18 protein-coding genes, 1 tRNA gene and 2 rRNA genes are annotated in these 23,252 nt (G+C 62.1%); 13 read left to right on the top strand and 8 right to left on the bottom strand.

What is annotated here, in order from left to right; all coding sequences use genetic code 11:
* The first annotated feature begins 5 nt into the window (after window positions 1–5).
* The 10 genes from rrf (HKD46_RS06890) to HKD46_RS06845 all read left to right on the top strand — a co-directional run bounded on the left by rrf (HKD46_RS06890) (window position 6) and on the right by HKD46_RS06845 (window position 10,163).
* Window positions 6–120: ribosomal RNA gene (gene rrf / locus HKD46_RS06890) — 5S ribosomal RNA — on the top strand.
* Window positions 121–167: 47 nt separating this feature from the next.
* A tRNA-Thr gene (locus HKD46_RS06885) sits at window positions 168–243 on the top strand.
* A 23-nt stretch (window positions 244–266) separates the two neighbouring features.
* A 5S ribosomal RNA gene (rrf, locus tag HKD46_RS06880) occupies window positions 267–381 on the top strand.
* Between the two features lie 164 nt (window positions 382–545).
* A complete protein-coding gene (ebgR, locus tag HKD46_RS06875; protein ID WP_041214116.1) occupies window positions 546–1,511 on the top strand; it encodes a transcriptional regulator EbgR in 966 nt (321 codons plus the stop codon).
* A gap of 321 nt (window positions 1,512–1,832) precedes the next feature.
* A complete protein-coding gene (ebgA, locus tag HKD46_RS06870; protein ID WP_171865059.1) occupies window positions 1,833–4,907 on the top strand; it encodes a beta-galactosidase subunit alpha in 3,075 nt (1,024 codons plus the stop codon).
* On the top strand, window positions 4,904–5,359 hold the full coding sequence (locus HKD46_RS06865) for a beta-galactosidase subunit beta (RefSeq protein ID WP_043153599.1): 456 nt from the start codon (window positions 4,904–4,906) through the stop codon (window positions 5,357–5,359). The genes ebgA and HKD46_RS06865 overlap by 4 nt, the downstream gene beginning before the upstream one ends.
* Window positions 5,360–5,460: 101 nt before the next feature.
* Window positions 5,461–6,906 (top strand): amino acid permease, encoded by a 1,446-nt coding sequence (locus HKD46_RS06860; RefSeq protein WP_043153597.1) that lies wholly within the window; start codon window positions 5,461–5,463, stop codon window positions 6,904–6,906.
* Window positions 6,907–6,968: 62 nt separating this feature from the next.
* Complete coding sequence (locus tag HKD46_RS06855; protein ID WP_043153594.1) at window positions 6,969–7,307, top strand: tRNA-binding protein; 339 nt, start codon at window positions 6,969–6,971, stop codon at window positions 7,305–7,307.
* 166 nt (window positions 7,308–7,473) lie between these two features.
* Window positions 7,474–8,919 (top strand): amino acid permease, encoded by a 1,446-nt coding sequence (locus tag HKD46_RS06850; protein ID WP_043153592.1) that lies wholly within the window; start codon window positions 7,474–7,476, stop codon window positions 8,917–8,919.
* Window positions 8,920–9,191: 272 nt separating this feature from the next.
* Window positions 9,192–10,163, top strand: coding sequence for a bile acid:sodium symporter family protein (locus HKD46_RS06845; RefSeq protein ID WP_043153590.1), 972 nt, complete (start codon window positions 9,192–9,194; stop codon window positions 10,161–10,163).
* A gap of 66 nt (window positions 10,164–10,229) precedes the next feature.
* On the opposite strand, the gene ovoA is transcribed toward HKD46_RS06845, so the two are convergent.
* Window positions 10,230–12,377 (bottom strand): 5-histidylcysteine sulfoxide synthase, encoded by a 2,148-nt coding sequence (gene ovoA / locus HKD46_RS06840; protein WP_171865058.1) that lies wholly within the window; start codon window positions 12,375–12,377, stop codon window positions 10,230–10,232.
* A gap of 298 nt (window positions 12,378–12,675) precedes the next feature.
* Between ovoA and HKD46_RS06835 the strand changes: the two genes are divergently transcribed.
* Window positions 12,676–13,398 carry a GIN domain-containing protein gene (locus HKD46_RS06835; RefSeq protein WP_171865057.1) on the top strand — a complete coding sequence of 241 codons (723 nt, stop codon included), beginning with the start codon at window positions 12,676–12,678 and terminating at the stop codon, window positions 13,396–13,398.
* A gap of 72 nt (window positions 13,399–13,470) precedes the next feature.
* Here HKD46_RS06835 and HKD46_RS06830 read toward each other — a convergent pair whose 3' ends face one another.
* The 3 genes from HKD46_RS06830 to HKD46_RS06820 all read right to left on the bottom strand — a co-directional run bounded on the left by HKD46_RS06830 (window position 13,471) and on the right by HKD46_RS06820 (window position 16,068).
* Window positions 13,471–13,977 (bottom strand): DinB family protein, encoded by a 507-nt coding sequence (locus HKD46_RS06830; protein WP_045522459.1) that lies wholly within the window; start codon window positions 13,975–13,977, stop codon window positions 13,471–13,473.
* A gap of 63 nt (window positions 13,978–14,040) precedes the next feature.
* The gene (gene fghA, locus HKD46_RS06825; RefSeq protein ID WP_052815647.1) at window positions 14,041–14,889 is read right to left on the bottom strand and encodes an S-formylglutathione hydrolase; all 849 of its coding nucleotides are present in this window, start codon (window positions 14,887–14,889) and stop codon (window positions 14,041–14,043) included.
* 51 nt (window positions 14,890–14,940) lie between these two features.
* The gene (locus HKD46_RS06820) at window positions 14,941–16,068 is read right to left on the bottom strand and encodes an S-(hydroxymethyl)glutathione dehydrogenase/class III alcohol dehydrogenase (protein WP_010672469.1); all 1,128 of its coding nucleotides are present in this window, start codon (window positions 16,066–16,068) and stop codon (window positions 14,941–14,943) included.
* 118 nt (window positions 16,069–16,186) lie between these two features.
* Between HKD46_RS06820 and HKD46_RS06815 the strand changes: the two genes are divergently transcribed.
* Both HKD46_RS06815 and HKD46_RS06810 read left to right on the top strand, forming a co-directional pair.
* A complete protein-coding gene (locus tag HKD46_RS06815; RefSeq protein ID WP_039039541.1) occupies window positions 16,187–17,092 on the top strand; it encodes a LysR substrate-binding domain-containing protein in 906 nt (301 codons plus the stop codon).
* 166 nt (window positions 17,093–17,258) lie between these two features.
* Window positions 17,259–17,699: a TM2 domain-containing protein gene (locus tag HKD46_RS06810; RefSeq protein WP_033131364.1), complete on the top strand. Its 441-nt coding sequence runs from the start codon at window positions 17,259–17,261 to the stop codon at window positions 17,697–17,699.
* 171 nt (window positions 17,700–17,870) lie between these two features.
* Here HKD46_RS06810 and HKD46_RS06805 read toward each other — a convergent pair whose 3' ends face one another.
* The 4 genes from HKD46_RS06805 to HKD46_RS06790 all read right to left on the bottom strand — a co-directional run bounded on the left by HKD46_RS06805 (window position 17,871) and on the right by HKD46_RS06790 (window position 22,826).
* A complete protein-coding gene (locus HKD46_RS06805) occupies window positions 17,871–18,836 on the bottom strand; it encodes an ABC transporter permease (RefSeq protein ID WP_010672471.1) in 966 nt (321 codons plus the stop codon).
* A 114-nt stretch (window positions 18,837–18,950) separates the two neighbouring features.
* The gene (locus tag HKD46_RS06800) at window positions 18,951–20,069 is read right to left on the bottom strand and encodes an ABC transporter permease (RefSeq protein WP_171865056.1); all 1,119 of its coding nucleotides are present in this window, start codon (window positions 20,067–20,069) and stop codon (window positions 18,951–18,953) included.
* A 79-nt stretch (window positions 20,070–20,148) separates the two neighbouring features.
* Window positions 20,149–21,726, bottom strand: coding sequence for an ABC transporter ATP-binding protein (locus HKD46_RS06795; RefSeq protein ID WP_171865055.1), 1,578 nt, complete (start codon window positions 21,724–21,726; stop codon window positions 20,149–20,151).
* Window positions 21,727–21,827: 101 nt separating this feature from the next.
* Window positions 21,828–22,826 carry a BMP family protein gene (locus tag HKD46_RS06790; RefSeq protein ID WP_041212138.1) on the bottom strand — a complete coding sequence of 333 codons (999 nt, stop codon included), beginning with the start codon at window positions 22,824–22,826 and terminating at the stop codon, window positions 21,828–21,830.
* Window positions 22,827–23,252: the final 426 nt, after the last annotated feature.

Below are 23,252 nucleotides of genomic sequence, written 5' to 3'. Positions count from 1 at the left end.
TTTTGCCTGGCGGCAATAGCGCAGTGGAACCACCTGACCCCATGCCGAACTCAGAAGTGAAACGCTGTAGCGCCGATGGTAGTGTGGCATTCGCCATGCGAGAGTAGGACACTGCCAGGCACCCAATTTTAGATTACGCATTGAGCGTGGTCTTTACCGGTTAGTGTGCTGATATGGCTCAGTCGGTAGAGCGCATCCTTGGTAAGGATGAGGTCCCCAGTTCGATTCTGGGTATCAGCACCATTTTCAAGCAGTACAAGCTTTTGCCTGACGGCAATAGCGCCGTGGAACCACCTGATCCCATGCCGAACTCAGAAGTGAAACGCGGTAGCGCCGATGGTAGTGTGGCATTCGCCATGCGAGAGTAGGACACTGTCAGGCACCTATTCAGAAGAGGCCTCCCATGCGGGAGGCCTTTTTGCATTTCTGTCCTCCCGCCTCAATTCCCTGCTTCTATTTCAGTAAAAATGCTGGGCTATCAAGGGATTGCTCGTTACTCTTTAGCCGTTGCCCGATGAACACGTGATGCTGCCTGCGAGGTATTGATGGCTACGTTGAAGGAAATTGCACAGGAGGCGGGGGTATCGCTTGCTACCGTATCCCGTGTGCTGAACGAGGATCCCAGTCTGAGCGTCAAGGACGAGACCAGGCAGAAGATCTTCGAGATTGCCGAGCGGCTGGAGTACAAGACCAGCAGCGCCCGCAAAGGGGTGCACAAGAGCAAGCTGCAGCTCCTGGCTGTCTACGCCTATCCCCAGAGCACCGAGGTCAACGATCCCTATTACCTCGCCATCCGCTACGGCATCGAGACCCAGTGCACCCGCCTCAACATCGAGTTGGCCCACTGCTACAACGGTGCCGAGGGGCGTGAGCTCTCTGCCGTCGATGGCATCCTGGTCATCGGCCATCTGCCGGAAGAACGGCTGGCCGTGCTGCGCGGCCTGTCTGCCCAGCTGGTGTTCGTGGATTGCCGCTCTCAGGGCGATTTTGACTCGATTGACGTGGATCTGGCACTCATCAGCCAGCAGGTAGTGGACTTCTTCATCGCCGAAGGCCATCAGCGCATCGGCTATATCGGTGGCCAGGATGATGGCCCGGATCTGCGGGAACTCGCCTTTCGCGATTATGGCCAGCGGCTTGGGGTGGTGCAGGAGAGCGACCTCTATCGCGGAGACTTCTCCAGCGCTTCCGGCTACAAGCTGGCGAAGGAGATGCTGGCCGGCGACTGGCCCAGGGCGCTGTTTGTCGCCTCCGACTCCATCGCCATCGGTGTGCTGCGTGCCATCCATGAGAAGGGACTGGCGATTCCCCAGCAGATCGAGCTTATCAGCGTCAACGATATTCCGACCGCCAAGTTCACCTTCCCGCCGCTCTCAACGGTGCGGATCCACTCCGAGTTGATGGGCTCCCAGGGAGTCAATTTGTTGGTCGAACGGCTGCGGGACGAGCGGGATATCCCGCTGCGGGTGCTGGTACCGAGCAAGTTGACCCTACGCGGCACCACGCGCTGATTTTAGTAAAACATTCTGATTTTTAGTCGCACCATCTTGCGGTGGTGCGACACCCCTACCAAGCAAACTGCTTTGCCATATCATCCAATGACGTCACATCACAATGTTTTATAGTTGATTTTACTGCCATTCAGCCAGCTATCATCAACATCCATGCCACACCCATCCGCCCTATTCCCTTTTATCTTCCGCTTCTGATCTCGCTCACAAAACCATCCGCTCACTGTGATCAGGTTAAAACTTTACCTATTCAAAACTGATATTTAGTAAATGTTTATCTAAAATTTACCCAGTTAACGTTGCCTTGTTCCGGGAGGACATGTGAATAACTGGGAAAACGTCCAATTCGTTGGTGAAAACAGGCTGGCTCCGCGCGCCTACTTCTTCTCTTATGCCGACCACGTGCTGGCGGCCACCATGCAGCGCGAGCTGAGCCGCCGTTTTCTGGGGCTGAGCGGCCAATGGCAGTTCCACTACTTCGACCACCCCCTGCAGGTGCCGGAGGCCTTCTATCACAGCCCCATGAGCGAGTGGGGCCAGATCACCGTGCCCAACATGTGGCAGATGGAAGGACATGGTCAGCTCCAGTACACCGACGAAGGTTTTCCCTTCCCCATAGACGTGCCCTTCGTGCCGACCAACAACCCCACCGGCGCCTATCAGCGCAGCTTCACGCTGAGCCCGGCCTGGGATGGCGAGCAGGTGATCATCAAGTTTGACGGGGTGGAGACCTACTTCGAGGTCTATGTGAACGGCCACTATGTCGGCTTCAGCAAGGGGAGCCGTCTCACCGCCGAGTTCGATATCAGTGCCTACGCCAACATTGGCGAGAACCTGCTGTCGGTACGGGTGATGCAGTGGGCGGACTCCACCTATATCGAAGATCAGGACATGTGGTGGATGGCGGGGATCTTCCGCGACGTCTATCTGGTGGGCAAACCGGCCGCCCATGTGCAGGACTTCTTCATCCGCACCGCGCTGGCCGACGACAACCGGAGCGCGACCCTGAGCTGCGATATCCAGCTGGAGAACCTGGGGGCAGCAGCCCGTGATCTCCGTCTGGTCTGGTCCCTGCTGGATCAGGGCAGCGAGATCGCCAGCGGCTCGCTCGACCATCTCGCCATCGACGGCAAGTGTGATTGCCGCTTCACGCTGGATCTGGCCAACCCCCATCTGTGGAGCGCCGAAGATCCTTACCTCTACCAGCTGCAACTCTCCCTCTACAACGGTCAGGGCGAGCTGCTGGAAGTGATCCCGCAGCGGGTCGGGGTGCGTGAAATCAAGGTCAAAGATGGTCTCTTCTACGTCAACGGCCACTACCTCAAGCTGCACGGGGTGAACCGTCACGACAACGACCACCTCAAGAGCCGTGCGGTCGGCATGGACCGTGTTGAGCGCGATATCGTGTTGATGAAGCAGCACAACCTCAACTCGGTGCGCACCGCCCACTACCCGAACGACCCGCGTTTCTACGAGCTGTGCGACCAGTACGGTCTGTTCGTGATGGCGGAGACCGACGTGGAGACCCACGGCTTTGCCAACGTCGGCGATCTCAGCCGCATCACCGACGACTCCTTCTGGGAGCCGGTGTTCGTGGATCGCATCGAGCGCCACGTGCACGCCCAGAAGAACCACCCCTCCATCATCATCTGGTCGCTCGGCAACGAGTCCGGCTACGGTTGCAACATCAGAGCCATGTACCAGCGCTGCAAGGCGATCGACCCGACCCGGCTGGTGCACTACGAAGAGGATCGCGATGCCGAGGTGGTGGATGTGGTCAGCACCATGTACTCCCGCGTCTCCCAGATGAACTGCTTCGGCGAGTTCCCGATGGCGAAGCCACGCATCCTCTGCGAATACGCCCACGCCATGGGCAACGGCCCGGGTGGCCTGAGCGAATACCAGCAGGTGTTTGACCGCCATCCCCACATTCAGGGTCACTACATCTGGGAGTGGTGCGATCACGGCATTCTGGATCAGGACGAGCAGGGCCGCCCAGTCTACAAGTACGGCGGCGACTACGGCGACTACCCCAACAACTACAACTTCTGCATGGATGGCCTCATCTATCCGGATCAGACCCCGGGGCCGGGGCTGCATGAATACAAGCAGGTGATCTGCCCGGTCAAGGTGCGGGCACTGGATCTGGCGAGCGGCAAGCTGGAAGTGGAAAACCGCTACTGGTTCTCCAGTCTCGACGACATCCGTCTGCTGGTCGAAGTGAAGGCTGAGGGCGAGCTGCTGGCCAGCCAGCAAATCCGGTTGGAAGGGATTGCTCCCGGTGCCACCACTGAGCTACAACTCGAGCTGCCATCCCTTGATGGGCGGGAAACCTTCGTCCAGCTGCGGGTCATCAAGGCCACTGCCACCCGTTACAGCGCGGCGGAGCACGAGCTGGGCCAGTACCAGTTCCGGCTGAAAGAGTCGACTCGCCAGCTGCAGCCCTTTGCCAATCCCAACGCTACTCCGTTGGATATCGCTGATGAGCGCCTCGCGCTGACCTTGAGCGGTAGCGGCTTTGCCCTGCGCTTCTCGCGCCTCGACGGCAAGCTGGTGAGCTGGCAGCAGGATGGTATCGAGCTCATCGAGCGTTCGCCGCGCCTCACCTTCTTCAAGCCGATGATCGACAACCACAAGCAGGAGTACGAGAGCCTGTGGCACCCGAACCACCTGCAGATCATGCAGGAGCACTTCCGCACCTTAAGCTGGCGCCAGCTGGGCGAGGCGGTCGAGGTGACGGTCGAGAGCCTGATCGCGCCGCCGGTGTTCGACTTCGGCATGCGCTGCCGCTACGTCTACACCCTGAGCCCGAACGGTCAGCTGCACGTGGCACTCTCCGGCCAGCCCTACGGCGGTTATGACGACATCATTCCCAAGATCGGCTTCGAGCTGGGCATTCGTCAGGATCTCGACCGAGTGCACTACTACGGCATGGGGCCGGGCGAAAACTATCAGGACAGCCGCCAGAGCAACTGGATCGACAGCTTCCAGAGCACAGTCGGCGAGATGTGGGAGCACTACCCCTTCCCGCAGGACAACGGCAACCGTCAGCAGGTGCGCTGGGCGACCCTGACCAACCGCCACGGCGCCGGTCTCTACGTGCGGCCCGATGCCCCCATCAACCTGAGCGTCTGGCCCTACAGCTGGGAGCATATCCACGCGGCGCAGCACATCAACGAGCTGGAGCCCTGCGGTTATCTCACCCTCAATCTGGATCACAAGGTGCTGGGGCTCGGCTCCAACTCCTGGGGCTCCGAGGTGCTGGACTCCTGGCGGGTGCGCTTCGAACCGTTCAGCTTCGGCCTGACCCTGCTACCTATCGCCCGTGGCAACCTCAATCCGGCTGCGCTGGCCGGGCTCGATCTCACCATCAACGGCGGGAGGAACCTCGCATGATCACCCTGGACAACCTGACCCTGTTCAAAAACATCTACCGGGAGGGCAAGAAGTGGAGCCGCTGCGTGGAGGCCATCAACAACCTGCCGAACCTCAAGCCCGGCATCTGCCACTCCATCGGTGACTCCCTCACCTACCGCTTGCAGGAGGGGGCCAGCCCGGCCACCTCGTTGTTCGAGGGGCAGCGCCGCTACTTCGACGTTCACTACTACCTGGAAGGGGAAGAGACGGTGGAGTGGGCTGCCAAGAGCGAGCTGGCGGTCGAGCAGGCCTATGACGATACCACCGACCGCGAGTGGCTGGCCGGTGAGGTGCGTGAGCGCCAGCAGGTCGGCAATGGGCAGGTGGTGATCTTCGAGAACGACGAGGCTTACCGGTTCGCAGGCGACAGCCCGGTGCGCAAGCTGATCATCAAGGTCACCGTCGAAGGCGGCTACTTCAAAAACAAATAACAAGCCGCCGGTTCTGCACTGACAAAGCCGGAAGGGCGGGGCTCACCCTACAAATCATGCCCCGCTCTTTCGCGAGATAACTACAGGTCTGGAGATGCACCATGTCTGATTCCAAACGCAATACGATAGGCAAGTTTGGTCTGCTGTCGCTCACCTTCGCGGCGGTATTCAGCTTCAACAACGTCATCAACAACAACATCGAAATCGGTCTGGCCTCGGCCCCGATGTTCTTTCTGGCCACCCTTTTTTACTTCATTCCGTTCTGCCTGATCATTGCGGAATTTGTGTCACTGAATAAGAACTCCGAAGCAGGCGTCTATGCCTGGGTGAAGAGCTCCCTCGGCGGTCGCTGGGCCTTTATCTCCGCCTACACCTACTGGTTCGTGAACCTCTTCTTCTTTACCTCGCTGCTGCCACGGGTCATCGCCTACGCCTCCTATGCCTTCCTCGGCTACGAGTACATTCTCACCCCGGTGGCGACCACGGCATTGAGCATGGTGCTGTTTGCCTTTGCCACCTACGTCTCCACCAACGGCGCCAAGATGCTCGGCCCCATCACCTCGGTGACCTCGTCCCTGATGCTGCTGCTGACCCTCTCCTACATTCTGCTGGCGGGTGCGGCACTGGTGGGCGGCGTACAGCCAGCCGACCCCATCACGGTCGAGGCCATGGTCCCCGATTTCAGCTGGGCCTTCCTCGGCATCACTACCTGGATCTTTATGGCGGCTGGTGGCGCCGAGTCGGTGGCGGTCTACGTCAATGACGTGAAAGGCGGCTCCAAATCCTTCGTCAAGGTGATCATCATCGCCGGGATCTTTATCGGGGTGCTCTACTCCATCGCATCGCTGTTGATCAACGTGTTCGTCCACAGCGACACCCTGAAATACACCGGCGGCTCGGTGCAGGTGTTCGAGGGGCTGGCGGCTTACTTCGGCCTGCCGGAGATCCTGATGAACCGCTTCGTGGGTCTGGTCTCCTTCACCGCCATGTTCGGCTCCCTGCTGATGTGGACCGCGACCCCGGTGAAGATCTTCTTCTCCGAGATCCCGGCCGGCATCTTCGGCAAGAAAACCGTCGAGCTGAACGAGAACGGCGTGCCCGCCCGTGCAGCCTGGATCCAGTACCTCATCGTGCTGCCGCTGATGGTGATCCCGACCCTGGGCTCCAACACAGCGCAGGATCTGATGAACACCGTCATCAACATGACCGCTGCCGCTTCCATGCTGCCGCCGCTGTTCATCATGCTGGCCTACCTCAATCTGCGCCTGAAGCTCGACCACCTGCCACGGGAGTTCAAGATGGGGTCGCGCACCACCGGCATCGCCGTGGTGTCGGTGCTGATCGCCATCTTCTCGGTGGGCTTCCTCGCCTCCACCTTCCCGACCGGCGCCGACATCATGACCATCGTCTTCTACAACGTCGGCGGGATCGTGATTTTCCTCGGCTTCGCCTGGTGGAAATACAACCGATACGAGGCCTCCCTCAGCGCCGAGGCGCGCGCGAAAGAGGCCGAGCCAGCGGCGCAGGTCGTCATCCAGCCGTCATGACCCCATCAAACCGGGTGGCCGTTGGCCACCCGCAAACCGTTGAACCAGAAAAGGAAAAGTGCATGAGCGAGACGATCGAGTTTGCCGAATTCAAACGGGTCGAGATGAAGGTGGGCAAGGTGCTGGAGGTGGTGCGTCACCCCGGTGCCGACAAACTCTACATCGTCCAGATCGACGTGGGTGGCGAGCGGCCGCTGCAGACCGTCACCAGTCTGGTGCCTTACTACAGCGAAGAGGAGCTGATGGGCAGCGAGGTGGTGGTACTGACCAACTTGAAACCCACCAGGATGCGCGGCGAGCGCTCCGAGTGCATGTTGCTCTGCGCCGAGACCCCGGACGAGCGCCAGAGCGTGCTGTTGCAGCCGCGGGTGCCGATGGCGCCGGGCACCCCGATCGTCTGAACGGGATTGCGAGCCGGTGCGGGAGACGGCACCGGTTCACCAACGAGGTCGTCCACGCGGGCCGATCATAACAAGAGAGTAACGCGCGGGGCCGACAGACCCTTGCCGAACACATCACAGAGTCACAGCGTTACCCGCAAGGAGCGCAAGTCCACTGGAGGACACCATGTCTGAATCCGTACGCGGCACCATAGGCAAGTTTGCCCTGTTGTCGATGACCTTTGCCGCCGTGTTCAACGTGCGCAACATCGTCAACAACAACATCGAGCTGGGGCTCAGCTCCGCCCCCATCTTCCTGCTGGCGACCATCGTCTACTTCATCCCGTTCGTCTTCATCATCGCCGAGTTCGTCTCGGCCAATAAAAACTCCGAGTCGGGGATGTACGACTGGCTGAAAAAGCCGCTCGGCACCCGGATGGCCTATCTGGGCTCGTTTCTCTACTGGTTCGTGAATCTGTTCTGGTTCGTCTCCCTGCTGCCCAACGTCATCGCCTACGCCTCCTACGCCATGCTGGGCTATGAGTACAGCTTCTCGCCCATGGTCACCTCGGTCATCTCCATCGTGCTGTTTGCGGCGGCGACCCACATCTCCACCAAGGGGGCGAGCTGGCTCGGCAAGATTGCCGAGATCGTGGCCTACGGGGTATTTGCCCTGTTCGCCATCTATGTGCTGGGCGCCCTGATGGCCCTCGGTGGCGATCATGTGCCGGCCCAGCCCATCACCCTGGCGGCGATGACACCCACCGTCAACTGGGCGACGCTGGGCATCATGTGCTGGATCTTCCAGGCGGCGGGCGGTGCCGAGACGGCGGCGGCCTACCTCAATGACGTGAAGGGGGGTCAGAAGTCCTTCATCAAGGTGATCATCAGCGCCGGTATCGTCATCGGTGCCATGTATGCCCTCGGTTCCCTGCTGGTGAACGTGTTCGTGCCGCGCGAGAGCCTCACCTACGCCGGCGGCATGGTGGAGATCTTCACCGGCATGGCCCAGTACTTCCAGCTGTCGGAAGCGCTGGTGGGCCGCTTCGTCGGCGTGGTGCTGTTTATCGCCATGTTCGGCTCCATGATGATGTGGACCTCGGCGCCGGTGAAGATCCACTTCTCCGAGATCCCGCAGGGGGTTTACGGCGAGAAGACCACCCAGCTCAACGAGCACGGCGTGCCGGTGCGTGCCGCCTGGTGGCAGTTTGTCTTCGTGTTCGCGATGCTGGTGGTCAACGGCTTCGGCTCCGAGTCGGTGCAGCAGATGATGAACACCGCCATCAACCTCACCGCCGGTACCGCCATGTTGCCGCCGATCTTCATCATGGTGGCCTACTTCGTGTTCCGCTGGAAACATGACGACACCCCCCGCGAGTTCCGCATGGGGTCGCGCACCTTCGGGATGGGGGTGGTGTCGGTGCTGATCGCCATCTTCGTGGTGAGCATGAGCGCCTCCGCCTTCCCGAGCGGGGTGGATCTGGTGCGCGCCTTCTTCATCAATGTCTTCATGACCGCGGTCTTCTCGGCGCTGGCCTACTGGTGGATCTCCCGCTTCGAGAAACGGCAGGCCCGTAAGCTCGCCAGCAATGAGAAGAAAAGCGGTAGCGGCACCCTGGCCAGCCAGCGCTGATCGGCATGTGGCAAACAGGAGGCGGGCGACCAGGGTCGCCCGTTTTTGTTGGCCGGATCCGGGGCCGGAGGGGCAAAATCGTTTAGTTTTGCTGTGAGAATGCGCGTTATCGTTTAACAAAATGAAACAAATGAGGCTGCCGCTCAACTTTGCACCACAGGGTGTTCGGGGTAAGCTTGTCCCTTCGTATCCGGGGTCGTCGCCTGATGACGCCTTCCCCGTGCCCTGTCGTCCCCATCCCGTGCGGGACGCGCTTTCTCTGGAGACTCTCCGTGCGTCTGGATCCTTTTACCTCTGTGCTGATTGCCGTGGTGGCCCTGGCCTCCTTCTTCCCCTGCGAGGGGCAGGTGGCCGTCTGGTTCGGTCTGCTGACCAAGCTGGCGGTGGCGCTGCTCTTCTTCATGCACGGTGCCAAGCTGTCGCGCCAGAACCTGATGGCGGGCCTCGGCCACTGGCGGCTGCACCTGGTGGTGATGGCGAGCACCTTCCTGCTCTTCCCGCTGTTGGGGCTCTTGCTCACGCCGCTGGTGCCCCAGTGGCTGAGCCCGGCCATCTATCTCGGTTTCTTGTATCTGTGCGCCCTGCCCGCCACCGTGCAGTCGGCCATCGCCTTCACCTCCATGGCGGGCGGCAATGTGTCGGCGGCGGTGTGCAGCGCCTCGGCCTCCAGCATCCTCGGCATCTTCCTCTCGCCGGTGCTGGTGGGGCTGATGATCAATGTGCAGGGGGAGGGGGTCGATACCTGGCACTCCATTCAGGCCATCATGGTGCAGCTGATGCTGCCCTTCGTGGTGGGGCACCTGTCACGCCCCCTCATCGGTGGCTGGGTTGACAGCCACCGGCCACTCATCGGCAAGCTGGATCAGAGCTCCATCCTGCTGGTGGTCTATGTGGCCTTCAGCGAGGCGGTGGTACAGGGGATCTGGCACCAGGTCGGTTGGTACGATCTCGCCAGCATCGTGCTGCTGAGCTGCGTGCTGCTGGCACTGGTGCTGGGGTGGAACGTCTGGATCAGCCGTCGCCTCGGTTTCAACAGGGCGGACGAGATCACCATCGTCTTCTGCGGCTCCAAGAAGAGCCTGGCCAACGGGGTGCCCATGGCCAACGTCATGTTCCCCGCCGCCAGCGTCGGGGTCATGGTGCTGCCGCTGATGATCTTCCACCAGATCCAGCTGATGGTGTGCGCCGTGCTGGCCCGCCGCTACCACGAGCAGGAGGCCCTGCCCCAGGTACAGGAGGGGTAAGCGGTCCGGATAAAGAAGAGGGAGGCCATGGGCCTCCCTCTTTCGTTTGCCGCGTCTGCCGCGTCGTCAGCGTTTGCGCCAGACGGTGAGCTGGGCCACCGTGTGCTGGTACTTGCGGGCGGTCTCGCGGATGACGAAGGGGACGTCCCGCGGGGGCATGTGCTCCTCGAACTCCTCCGCCAGCAGCCGTTGCAGCGCCTGATAGGTGCCGAGGGCCTCGCCGTTTTCCCGGATGCCACCGAGCCAGTTGGCCTTGGGGGTGTAGTCGGTCAGCCAGGTGTAGGGGCTGGTGAGCACCAGCAGGCCACCGCTGCGCAGGCGCGGAGCAATGTCCCGCAGGAAGCGGGCGGGCTCCCGCAGCCGGTCGATGAGGTTGGAGGCGAGCACCAGATCGTAGTCGCCGTACCTGGGCTTGAGGTTGCAGGCATCCCCCTGGCTGAAGTGGACCCGCTCGCTCTGCTCGCGACCAAGCTCGTGGCGGGAGAGGCGCGCCTCGCAATACTCCACCAGATCCCCTTCCACCGGCACCGCATAGCGGAAGCTGTCCTGTCTTGCCAGGGTCAGGGCCACGTCGATGAAGCGGGCCGAGTAGTCCACCCCGTCCACGTGGGCGAAGCGGCGAGCCAGTTCGAAGCTGGCGCGGCCGGTGGCGCAGCCGATGTCGAGCGCCCGCTCATGGCGGCCACAGAGCTCGCTGGCAAGACTGGCCAGAACCTCGGCGTAGTTGGCGACCCCGAAGTGGCTCGGGCCGTACTGGAAGTCGAGATACTGGGCGACGAGCGTGTCGGTTTCATAGGGGTTCACGATGACGGGCTCCTGATGGCGCGAGACCAGGTAGCGGAAGCCCGCGTGCTGGAAGAAGTGGCGACGGAAGGCGTAGCGGGAGGATTTGAGCGCCTCGTTGCCGGTGCTGATCCAGCTCCCGCCCTTGATGAGGGTGTGCTTGCCGTCGAAGGTGGGGGTGGAGAAGTCGTCGTAGAGGGGGTGCACCTTGAACCCCTCGAAGCCGTCGATGGCGGTGCTGGTCCACTGCCAGACGTTGCCCACCAGATCGAAGAAGCTGCCCTGGGGGCAGGCATCCACCGGGCAGGAGGAGGCGAAGCGGGCCAGGTTGATGTTGCCGGGGGCCTCCATCCAGTCCGGCTGATCGCCGGCCAGTTGCTCCCGCAGCAGCATCCACTCCCCCTCGCTTGGCAGCTGGACGGGCAGGCCGGTCTGATCCGCCTTCCAGCGGCAGAAGGCGGCGGCCTCCAGCTGGTTCACCTCCACCGGCCAGTCCCAGGGCATGGGGACCTGCTCGGTCATCAGCCGCAGTTGCAACTGCTCGGGTTCGAGGGGATCGCCGACCCAGAAGGTAGGCATGCGGGCGTTGGCATACTGGCGCCAGCCCCGGCCCTCGTCATCCCACCAGGCGGGCGCTTCATATCCGCCCGCCTGCACGAAGGCCAGGTACTCGGCGTTGCTCACCAGCATGCGGCTGGCCTGGAAGGGGGCCAGCTCGATGTGGCGCTCGCCGTATTCGTTGTCCCAGCCGTAGGTGGCATCCTGCTTGCCGAGTCGCACCTGGCCGCCGGCCACCGGCAGCAGGGTGTTGACGGGGACGGCGGCGAGATCGTGGCGCGCCTCGGGGCAGACCGGCCACTGGGGCTGGCTGCGCACCCAGGCCAGGGGCAGCTGGCGGATCAGCACGCTGGAGGTCTCGAGGTGGATGCGCTCGTGCTCTATGCCCATCAGGATGACCCAGGCCGGGCTCTGCCAATGGATGGGCAGCTCGATCGGCATCCGCTCGATGAACTCACACACCAGGGCGCGCACCCGGCCGCGGTAGTCACGCAGTTCGGCCACCGTGGGCCAGTCGTAGTGGGTTTCGTCCAGATCGTCCCAGCTCATCTCGTCCACCCCGATGGCGACCAGGGCCTCGATGCGGGCGTCGAGCCGACTCTCGATGAGACGGGCCGCCAGCAGCTTGTTGACGAAGAAGGCGGCGGTATGGCCGTAGTAGAAGATGAGCGGGTGGCGCAGGGGGATCGCCTTGTTGAACCAGGCCCGCTCGTCGGCCAGGCAGTCGAACAGCGAGTCGTAGAGATCGAAGGTCTGGCAGAAGTAGGCGAGCAGCTCGCGGCGCTTGTGGTCGGGATCGTCGCCGGTCAGCAGCGGGGTGCGGGTGGGGGCAGGCAGGCCCGGATGGACGAATGGGTGGCTGGCTTGGGTCACGCTCTGACTCCTTGTTGATTCTGGCGGGTGAAGCAGCGATGGAGTGCTCTATACGCACCAGGTATCACTATTGGCTCAACGAACCGGGGCGGCAACCAAAAAAATGGGTCAACACCCCCCTTCGGGTGTGGTCAGATTGACCAGATTGTGGTCTGAATGACTCTTTGTTATGGACCCTTCGAGCCTCGAAATATTGAAATGGATAGATAAATCATGATGTTAGCTATATGGCACAGGGTTTGCTGATTGCCACTCACCTGCCGCGCCGTGCGGCAAAGAGGAAACGAGGAGTAGCGGGATGAAATGGATGCTGGGAGTGGTGCTGGCCCTGGGACTGACCGGATGCAGCTGGCAGGATGACGTCAAGGTGCGCGGGGAGGGGGCCGTGGTGGAGCAGCAGCATCCCCTGGGGCATGAGGTGACCCGGGTGCTGGCGGGCGTGCCCGCCAACCTGTACCTGGTGGCGGGAGAGAGCCACACCCTCAGGGTCAAGGGGGAGGCCAACCTGCTGCCCTATCTGGTGCTCACCGAGAAGGGGGAGAAGCTGGAGATCGAGGTCAAGGATGGCTACCGGCTCGACCCCACCCAGCCGCTGGAGATCACCATCACCCTGCCGACGCTGCACGAGTTGGCACTGGCGGGAGTTGGCAACGGCACCTTGCGCGACTTCAAGGGGGATGATCTGGTGCTCTCCCTGGCGGGCACGGGGGACATCGTCGCCAGCGGGCTGACGCTGGATCGGCTGGAGGGCAACATCGCCGGGCTGGGCAACCTGGATCTGGGGCAGGGCTCCGCCCGGGTGATGGCGCTGAACATCGCCGGCGCCGGTGGCGTCAAGGGGGCCGGGCTCGCCAGCGAGGAGGTCGAGGTGAGCATCGCCGGCAGTGGCGAGGTCGAGGTGCGGGCCCGGTCGCGGCTCAAGATAGAGATCGCTGGTGCCGGTGCGGTCAACTACTGGGGCAGCCCAGCGCTGACCAGCGAGATCGCGGGCTCGGGTCAGGTGAGTCGGTTGGGGAGCTGATCCCATCACCGCAACAATGAAAAAGGCCCCTCGGGGCCTTTTTTGCAGGATGTGACACTGTGGGGCGACGCCTCACTCGAGGGGGAGTGCGAGGCCCAGATCGGCGTTCAGGCGCATCAGCAGCCACTGCATGCCGGCGAGGTGCTGGTGGTCATGGCTGACGAGCAGGCGCACCAGCCCGTCCAGGGTCACCTCCCCATAGCCGCCATAGCGGGCGCGGCGCTGCCAGGCGTCGGACGGCACCGTCTTCAGCCATTCGACGGTCTGCAGGCGGGCGGTGCGAAAGCGGTCGAGCTGCGTGGCGGTATCCTGCCGGGAGTAATCATGGTCCAGCGCGAGCTGATAGCCATCGAGGGAGGCGAGCTCCGGCAGGCTTTCTGCCAGGGTGCGACGAAACCGCACCTGATAGCCCAGCACCTCGATGTCCAGCAGGTGGCAGAGGTGCCCCCTGGCACTGAAACGCTCGGAGGGGATCCCGGCCCAGTTGGCGGGTTCCCAGTCCAGGTGGTCGGTGGGGACCTGTGCCAGCAGCCGCTCGAACTGATCAGGCATGGCCAGCAATGTGGTGAAGAGAGGCATCCTTGTCTCCTGTTTCCGGGTGAATGGCCGCCCGCTGACGGGGCGGCCACGAGCGGGTCAGCCTCAGGCCGATTCGCCCAGGTGGTTGGCGTGAAAGCGCAGGTGCGCCTCGATGAAGCTCGCCACGAAGTAATAGCTGTGGTCGTAGCCGGCATGGCGGTTGAGCGTCAGGGGCCACGCCCGGGTGGCGGCCACTTCGGCCAGGGTGTCGATGCCGAGCTGCTCCGCCAGGAAGGGGTCGTCCAGCCCCACGTCCACCAGGGTCGGCAGGGGCGGGCTGTCGTGGTGGCGCAGCAGCTGGCAGGCATCCCACTCCTGCCACAGCAGGGGGTTGTTGCCGAGGTAGGCGCCGAGGGCCTTTTGGCCCCAGGGGCAGCGGCTCGGGTGGCTGATGGGGCTGAAGGCCGACACCGAGCGGTAGCGACCCGGCTCGCGCAGGGCGGCGATGAGGGCGCCGTGGCCTCCCATGGAGTGGCCGCTGATGGCGCGCTTCGTCGAGACCGGGAAGTGGGTCTCGATGAGCTCGGGCAGCTCCCGGGTGACGTAATCGTACATCTGGTAGTGATCCCGCCAGGGGGTCTGGGTGGCGTTGACGTAGAACCCCGCCCCCATGCCGAGGTCATAGCCGGGATCGTCCGCCACCCCTTCACCGCGGGGGCTGGTGTCCGGCGCTACCAGAGCGATGCCGAGCTCGGCGGCGATGCGCTGGGCCCCGGCTTTTTGCATGAAGTTCTCGTCGGTGCAGGTGAGACCGGAGAGCCAGTAGAGCACCGGGACTTTCTGGCCGGTGAGGGCCTGGGGCGGCAGGTAGATGGCGAAGCGCATCTCGCACCCCAGCACATTGGAGCGGTGGCGATACTGCTTGTGCCAGCCGCCGAAGCTCTTGTTGCTGCTGATGATGTCCAGATTCATGTAAGGACTCCTTGCCCCGCCCATGCATCGATGGGCGGGGCGCTCATGGGATCAGTAGTGGATGACGGTGCGGATGCTCTTGCCTTCGTGCATCAGATCGAACGCCTCGTTGATCTGCTCGAGGGGCATGGTGTGGGTGATGAAGTCGTCCAGCTTGAACTCACCCTGCATGTAGCGCTGTACGTAGCTCGGCAGCTCGCTGCGACCGCGCACGCCCCCGAAGGCGCTGCCGCGCCACACCCGGCCGGTGACCAGCTGGAACGGACGGGTGCTGATCTCCTGGCCCGCACCGGCCACGCCGATGATGACGGATTCGCCCCAGCCCTTGTGGCAGCACTCCAGCGCCGCGCGCATCACCTTGACGTTGCCGATGCACTCGAAGGAGAAGTCGACGCCGCCGTCGGTCATCTCGACGATCACCTCCTGGATGGGCTTGTCGAACGTGTTCGGGTTGATGCAGTCGGTGGCACCCAGCTTGCGGGCCAGCTCGAATTTGCTCTCGTTGATGTCGATGGCGATGATGCGGCCGGCCTTGGCCAGGCGCGCGCCTATGATGGCAGAGAGGCCGATGCCCCCCAGCCCGAAGATGGCGACGCTCTCACCCTCTTTCACCTTGGCGGTGTTCATCACGGCGCCGATGCCGGTGGTGACGCCGCAGCCCAGCAGGCAGACCTCTTCCAGGGGGGCGGCCGGATCCACCTTGGCGATGGAGATCTCGGGCAGTACCGTGTATTCGCTGAAGGTGGAGGTGCCCATGTAGTGGTAGATGGGCTGGCCGTCCTTGGAGAAGCGGGTGGTGCCGTCCGGCATCAGCCCCTTGCCCTGGGTGGCGCGGATCTTCTGGCACAGGTTGGTCTTGCCGGATTTGCAGAACTTGCACTCGCCGCACTCGGGGGTGTAGAGCGGGATCACGTGATCGCCGACCTTGACGCTGGTGACACCCTCGCCGACGGACTCGACGATACCGCCCCCTTCATGGCCCAGGATGCAGGGGAAGACCCCTTCCGGATCTTCACCGGAGAGGGTGAAGGCATCGGTGTGGCAGACGCCGGTCGCGACGATCCGCACCCGCACCTCGCCGGCCTGGGGCGGCATGACCTCGACCTCTTCGATGGAGAGGGGCTGACCCGGTCCCCAGGCGATGGCGGCTTTACACTTGATGCTCTGAACCTGTGCCATGAATGACGTCCTCGTAGTGGTTGGATGAACGGAAATGAGTTCGGAGATCCAGTGTAGTTTCCCGCCGATTTGGTGATAATAACGCTAAGTATCAAATCACTTTTACACACAGGTAATAATGTTCGGCTGGGAAGGGGTCTGTGAATTTGTCAGCGTGGCGGAGCAGGGGGGCTTTACCCCGGCCGCGCGCAAGCTCGGGGTGTCGGTGGCCCAGGTGAGCCGCCAGGTGGCGCAGCTCGAAGACAGGCTGCAGGCCAAGCTGCTGCTGCGCACCACCCGCCAGGTGCGACTCACCGAACTCGGGGAGATCTATTTTCGTCACTGCCGCCAGTTGCTGGACAACCTCTACGAGGCGGAGCTGGCGGTGGGACGCCATCAGGCGGTGCCCCAGGGCTCCTTGCGCATCACGGCCCCGGTCTCCTACGGCGAGAGCCGCATCGCCCCCCTGGTGAACGACTTCATGGTGCGCTTCCCCCAGCTGGAGGTGACCCTCAACCTCACCAACCAGTTGCTGGATCTGGTGCACGAGGGGTTCGATCTGGCGATCCGCCTCGGCCACCTCAAGGATTCGACCCTGGTGGCCCGCAAGCTGGCGCAGCGGGTTCCCTATGTGTGCGCCTCCCCTGCCTACACCGCCCGCCACGGCATGCCCAACAGTCTCTCGGAGCTGGCCCGTCACACCTGCCTGGTGGGCAACGGGGACGAGTGGCACTTCACCCTGAACGGTAAACCCCACAGCGTGCGGGTACGCGGTCTGCTTCAGTGCAACAGCGGCCACGCCCTGCTGGATGCGGCCATCAAGGGGATCGGCATCATCCAGCTGCCGGACTACTACGTGAGCGACCACCTCGCCCGGGGGGAGCTCATCGAGCTGCTGCCGGAGTTGCGGGCCCCCGAGGAGGGGATCTGGGCCCTCTATCCCCACAACCGCCACCTCTCCCCCAAGGTGCGGCTGCTGGTGGACTATCTGGCCGAGCGCCTCAGCGATCCCCACCAACCCGCTCTGGTTCGGCCCATCGGTTGATGGGGGCGATACAGGTATAAGAAAGAAGCTTGAATGGGTTGGTAGAATACAAGTATTCATAAATGAATTTTTGTTTCAAATGAGCCTTTGTTGTTGTAGCCTGTCAAACGCAATAGACCTGCTCATACCGGGTCTTTATCCTCTTATTGCTAAAGGACAGATAATAATGAAAGGCACAGTTATTGATTTTAATGAATCAGCTCGTACTGGTTTGATTTCTGGGGATGATAGTAATAGATATCAGTTTGACATTATTGAATGGAAAGGGAATCAGCTCCCGAAGAGTGGCTTGAAAGTTGATTTTTCTATTGAAGGCGAGCATGCAAAAGCCATCTATGCCATAGCCTCTAATGCTGGTTCTTCCAAGAAGGTCGCAGCTGCGCTGTTTGCATTTTTCCTGGGCGCTTTCGGTGCTCACAAGTTCTACCTGGGTTACACCAAACAAGGTGTGATCATGCTGCTGATATTTCTGCTTGGTTTCATTCTGCTTGGTTTGCCGTCGGTTGTTATCGGGATCATTGCCTTCATCGAATTTGTTGTTTATATCTCCAAGTCGGATGAAGAATTTGAGCAGACCTATATTATCAATAAGAAAGTATGGTTCTAGTCGATAAATTATTCGGCTAATTACAGGTTTGTTGATATGTTTGTTGCGCTGATGAAGGAATAACCCGTTCTTTGACAAGGCCGGGTTATTTTTCTATTCAGCCAAGAACATCCTGGATATCTCAAAGAAAAGGCCCATGTGCGGGCCTTTTGCATGGCATGAAGGGCGGGGCTATTCCCGCTCCTTGACGTAGGGGGTGCCGAGGGCCTTGGGGGCCACCGCCTTGCCGATGAAACCGGCCAGCAGGAAGACCGTCAGGATGTAGGGCAGCGCCTCGATGGCCTGCACCGGGATCGGGAAATCGCCGATGCTGACCCCTTGCAGCCGGATGGCGACCGCGTCGAGGAAGCCGAACAGCAGACAGGCCGCCATGGCGTTCCAGGGGCGCCATTTGCCGAACACCAGGGCCGCCAGCGCCATGAAGCCCTTGCCCGCGCTCATGTTGGGGATGAACTGGGCGGTCTGGGCTACCGCCAAATAGGTGCCCCCGATCCCCGCCAGCAGGCCGCCGATGATGAGGGCGGTGTAGCGCATCCGCACCACGGAGATACCGGCGGTATCCACCGCAGCCGGTGCCTCGCCCACCGCCCGCAGCCGCAGGCCGAAGCGGGTGCGGAACAGCACCCACCAGGCCAGGGGCACGGCGGCGAAGGCCACGTACTCCAGCAGGGAGTGACCGCTCAAGAGCTCGCTGTAGAGCTGGCCGATGACGGGCACGTCATAGAGCTCCTTGGCATAGGGCAGGTCGATGGGGGCGAAGCGCGCCGCGCCGGAGAGCGCCGGGGTCTGGCCCCCCTGATCGAACCAGTAGCGCCCCAGGGTCACGGTGAGACCGGCCGCCAGGATGTTGATGGCCATGCCGCTCACCACCTGATCACCCCGGTGGGTGATGGTGGCGAAGCCGTGCAGCAGGGCGAACAGGATGGAGATCCCCACCCCGACCCCCAGCCCAATCCAGGCGGAACCGGTGACGGCCGCCGCCGCCGCACTGGCGAAGGCGGATGCCAGCAGCTTGCCCTCCAGGGCGATGTTGACTACCCCGGAGCGTTCACAAAACATCCCGGCCATAGCGGCAAGAATGAGCGGCGGCGCGGTACGGATGGTCGCGTCCAGCATCAGGATCAGCATTTCAAACATGGCTTGGACTCCCTTCGGCTCGCAAAACATCCCCGTCATCCATGGCCGCCAGGATCAGTGGCGGTGCGGTGCGGATGGTGGCATCCAGCATCAGGATCAGCATTTCGAACATGATCAGGCTCCTTTCACTTGGGCGGCCGGGCGGTTGGCAAAGGCCAGATAGGCCTGCTCGATGCGCGGGCGCAGCATGTGCTCCAGGGCGCCGCAGAACAGGATCACCAGACCCTGCAGCACCACGACGATGTTGCGGTCCACCCCGAACTCGAAGCTGAGCTCGGCGCCGCCCTGGTAGAGGAAGCCGAACAGCAGGCTGGCGATGATGACGCCGACCGGGTGGTTGCGGCCCATCAGGGCCACCGCGATGCCGGTGAAGCCGAAGCCTTCCACGAAGTTGAGCTTGATCTGGTGCAGCTCACCCTGCAGCACGTTGAGGGCAAAGAAGCCCGCCAGCATGCCGGAGATCACCATGGCCAGGATCACCACCTTGGGGTAGGAGATGCCCGCATAGGCGGAGGCACTCTGGCTTGCGCCCACGGAGCGGATCTCGTAGCCCCAGCGGGTATGCCAGATGAAGACCCACACCAGGGCCGCACAGATCAGCGCCCAGAAGAAGCTGATGTTGAGGGGGCTGTTGGGCATGGCGATGCCGAAACCGGCCGCCAGCTCGCTCATCTTCGGCAGCCAGCTCGCCACGGCGAACACCTTGCTCTCGGTGGCCATGGATCCTGGCGGCTTGAAGATATCCACCAGCAGGTAGGCCATCAGGGAGGCGGCGATGAAGTTGAACATGATGGTGGTGATGACGATGTGGCTGCCCCGCTTGGCTTGCAGCCAGGCCGGGATGAAGGCCCAGGCCGCGCCGAACAGGCCGCCGGCGATGATGGCGAGCGGCAGCAAGAGGGCGAACGGCTGCACGTCCCCGAGCAGCAGACAGACCAGACCGACCCCGAGGCCGCCGATATAGGCCTGCCCCTCACCGCCGATGTTGAACAGGCCGGCGTGGAAGGCCACCGCCACCGCCAGACCGGTGAAGATGAAACCGGTGGCGTAATAGAGGGTGAAGCCTATCCCCTCGCCGGTGCCGAAGGCGCCGTACCACATGATTTCGGCTGCCTCGATGGGGCTGATGTCGAGGTAATAGAACAGGATGGCCGACACCAGGAAGGCCAGCAGGATATTGACTGCGGGCAGCACGCCCACGGATATCCAGGCAGGAACGCGTGCTTGGCTCATGAATGGGCCTCCTTGATATCGTCGGGGACTGGTGTGTTGACCATCATCAGGCCGAATCCGTTACAAGTGGTTGTGACCTTCATGATGTGGCTCCTTGTGATTGGCTTGCCGCCACGTCGTCAGGAACTATGTTCGCCATCATCAGGCCTATGGTGCGCTCATCCGCCCTGGCGCCGTCCAGCTCGCCGACGATGCGACCGTCGGCGATGACCAGAATGCGGTCGGAGAGGCTCATGATCTCGTCCAGCTCCACCGACACCAGCAGCACCGCCTTGCCCTTGTCGCGCATGGCGATGATCTGCTGGTGGATGTACTCGATGGCGCCGATGTCGACGCCCCGGGTCGGCTGGCCGACCAGCAGCACATCCGGGTCCTGCTCCACTTCCCGGGCGATCACCAGCTTCTGCTGGTTGCCGCCGGAGAAGTTGGCGGTCTTGTGCTCCGGGCTCGGCGGGCGCACGTCCCACTTCTCCATCTTGGCCTGGCAATCCTGGCGGATCGCCTCCTTGTCCTGCAGCCAGCCCTTGTTGTACTGGGCACGGCGGTGATAGCCGAGGATGAAGGCCTCTTTCGCCTCGAAGCGGTTGATGAGCCCCATCTTGTGTCTGTCTTCCGGGATGTGGCCGAGGCCGAAGTTGCGCACCTGCTCCGGGTCGGCCGGGTGGCTCTGGCTTACCTCGTGGCGCTGCGCCCCGGCGATGGTGAAGCCGCCCTTGCTGGGCTTGAGGATGCCGCCGAGCAGGCTGAGCAGCTCGGACTGGCCGTTGCCGGAGACCCCGGCGATGCCGACCACTTCCCCTGCCCGCACCTCGAAGCTGACGGATTTGACCCGTTCCACCCCGGCGTCATCGACGTAAGAGAGGCCCTCGACCTTGAGCTTGGCCTCGCCCGGCTGGGCGGTGCCCTTGTCGACCTTGAGGCGCACCTTGCGGCCCACCATCAGCTCGGCGAGCTGCTCCTTGTCGGTGTCTTTGGTGGCGACATGGGCCACCATCTCCCCCCGGCGCATGATGGAGACCTGATCCGTGATGGCCAGGATCTCCCGCAGCTTGTGGGTGATGAGGATGACGGTCGCCCCCTGATCCCGCAGCTTTTTCAGCACCTCGAACAGGTGATCCGCCTCTTGCGGGGTCAGCACCCCGGTGGGCTCGTCGAGGATCAGGATGCGGGCACCGCGATAGAGCGCCTTGAGGATCTCGACCCGCTGTTGCAGGCCCACCGGCAGATCCTCGACCTTCTCGTGCAGCGGCACCTCGAGACCATAGTCCCGTGCCAGCTCGCCCAGCAGCTTCTCGGCGGCCGCCAGGCTCTTGCCCAGGCGCCAGCCGTTCTCGGCCCCCAGGATGACGTTTTCCAATACGGTAAAGTTGTTCACCAGCATGAAGTGCTGGTGCACCATGCCCACCCCGGCGGCAATCGCATCTTGGGAGCCATGGGGTTTGAACGGATTCCCGTCGATCAGCATCTCGCCTCTGTCGGCGTGGTAGAAACCGTAAATGATGCTCATCAGGGTCGACTTGCCGGCGCCATTTTCGCCGACGATGCCGTGAATGCTGCCTTTACGAACCTGAAGGTCGATCTGCTTGTTGGCGTAAACCTCGCCAAAGCGCTTATCGATACCTCTTAATTCGATGGCATAGCGATCTGTCTGGTCCATGATGCAGTCCTTGCGGGTCATGAAGTAGAGACTAAAAACCGGCCCGTGCGGGCCGGTCATCACTGGTTGAGAGTCGTAGCAGTGACTCGGTATTTGCAGGATCAGTACTTACAGGAGTTGTCGCTCATGTAGTCGTGCACCTTGATCTTGCCGGCGATGATGTCGGCCTTGATGCTCTCGACCTTGGCTTTCATTTCCGGGGTGATCAGCTTGGCGTTGTTCTCGTCCAGCGCCCAGTCAACCCCGCCTTCGGCCAGACCCAGGGACTGGATGCCCGGCTTCCAGCTGCCCTTGGCGGCGTCATCCCAGCTCTTGTACGCGGCCAGACCCACGGACTTGACCATGGAGGTCAGCATGGTGCCCGGTTGCAGGTGGTTCTGGTTGGAATCCACACCGATGGCCAGCTTGCCTTCGTCCTTGGCAGCCTGATAGACACCGATCCCGGTGCCACCGGCGGCGGCATAGACCACATCGGCGCCCTTGGCGAACTGGGACTTGGCCAGTTCTGCACCCTTGGCCGGGTCGGCGAAGGCTGCCGGGGTGGAGCCGGTCATGTTCTGATAGACGTCGATCTTCGGATTGATGTACTTGGCGCCTTGCTCATAGCCGCACTGGAACTTGCGGATCAGCGGGATGTCCATGCCGCCCACGAAGCCGACCTTGCCGGTCTTGGAGGCGATGGCTGCCAGGGCACCCACCAGGAAGGAACCTTCATGCTCCTTGAAGATGAGGGACTGGACGTTCGGCTTGTCGACCACCATGTCGATGATGGTGAACTGGGTGTTCGGGAACTCGGTGGCGACTTTCTCTACTGCGGAACCCATGTTGAAGCCGACGGCGACGATGGGGCCGTTGCCACGGCTGGCCAGACGACGCAGGCCCTGCTCGCGCTGGGCTTCGTTCTGGGGTTCGAACTCCTTGACCTTGACGCCTTTGTCCTTGTTGTAGACTTCGACGCCGTTGCGGAACACGGCTTCGTTGAAGGACTTGTCGAATTTGCCTGCGGTGTCATAGATGACGGCGGGCTCGGAGGCTGCCTGGGCGGACAGGGCAGCGAGGGTGAGGGCGGCCACGGTGGCCAGCTTGAGCACTTTAGTCACGATCGTATCCTTGATTGTTATGTGAGGGTCCACAACCTGTCTTGGCAGGTCATAAAGCACGCTGGCTAACTGTAAGTGAGCCAGCCCGTTGGTCAAGGGGATCATAGAGGAAAAACGTTTGCGTTAACGGTTTGAAATATAAGCAAATTGCCTTATAAGTGTTTGTTTTATGGTGTTTTTGCAGAATTAAATTCCGGGATTAATAGGGCTCGATCGACATTTGTGTTTGGATTCATGACGTTAGGCGCAACCGTTTTCCTCCCCTGATGAAAAAACTGGCTTCCATCGGCACCAGCCCTGCGGCCTCATCGACGCCATGTTGGCGGGCGGGCTGGCTGAGCGCCAGGAGGTCCGCCCGAGGTGTGACAGCCCAAGATGGATGGCTTTTTCCCCTCCCAGGGTCGTCGTCTGTGGCCGTTTTTCCTG

The organism is Aeromonas sp. TW 6 (assembly GCF_013168745.1).
GTDB lineage: Bacteria > Pseudomonadota > Gammaproteobacteria > Enterobacterales > Aeromonadaceae > Aeromonas > Aeromonas caviae.
This window is presented reverse-complemented; position numbering and strand designations above follow the sequence as displayed.

Bases quoted from the DNA above. Each gene is read 5' to 3' on its own strand.
- ebgR (WP_041214116.1), top strand. From the start codon at position 546: ATGGCTACGTTGAAGGAAATTGCACAGGAGGCGGGGGTATCGCTTGCT.
- HKD46_RS06865 (WP_043153599.1), top strand. From the start codon at position 4,904: ATGATCACCCTGGACAACCTGACCCTGTTCAAAAACATCTACCGGGAG.
- HKD46_RS06860 (WP_043153597.1), top strand. From the start codon at position 5,461: ATGTCTGATTCCAAACGCAATACGATAGGCAAGTTTGGTCTGCTGTCG.
- HKD46_RS06855 (WP_043153594.1), top strand. From the start codon at position 6,969: ATGAGCGAGACGATCGAGTTTGCCGAATTCAAACGGGTCGAGATGAAG.
- HKD46_RS06850 (WP_043153592.1), top strand. From the start codon at position 7,474: ATGTCTGAATCCGTACGCGGCACCATAGGCAAGTTTGCCCTGTTGTCG.
- HKD46_RS06835 (WP_171865057.1), top strand. From the start codon at position 12,676: ATGAAATGGATGCTGGGAGTGGTGCTGGCCCTGGGACTGACCGGATGC.
- HKD46_RS06830 (WP_045522459.1), bottom strand. From the start codon at position 13,977: ATGCCTCTCTTCACCACATTGCTGGCCATGCCTGATCAGTTCGAGCGG.
- fghA (WP_052815647.1), bottom strand. From the start codon at position 14,889: ATGAATCTGGACATCATCAGCAGCAACAAGAGCTTCGGCGGCTGGCAC.
- HKD46_RS06820 (WP_010672469.1), bottom strand. From the start codon at position 16,068: ATGGCACAGGTTCAGAGCATCAAGTGTAAAGCCGCCATCGCCTGGGGA.
- HKD46_RS06815 (WP_039039541.1), top strand. From the start codon at position 16,187: ATGTTCGGCTGGGAAGGGGTCTGTGAATTTGTCAGCGTGGCGGAGCAG.
- HKD46_RS06810 (WP_033131364.1), top strand. From the start codon at position 17,259: ATGAAAGGCACAGTTATTGATTTTAATGAATCAGCTCGTACTGGTTTG.
- HKD46_RS06805 (WP_010672471.1), bottom strand. From the start codon at position 18,836: ATGTTTGAAATGCTGATCCTGATGCTGGACGCGACCATCCGTACCGCG.
- HKD46_RS06800 (WP_171865056.1), bottom strand. From the start codon at position 20,069: ATGAGCCAAGCACGCGTTCCTGCCTGGATATCCGTGGGCGTGCTGCCC.
- HKD46_RS06795 (WP_171865055.1), bottom strand. From the start codon at position 21,726: ATGGACCAGACAGATCGCTATGCCATCGAATTAAGAGGTATCGATAAG.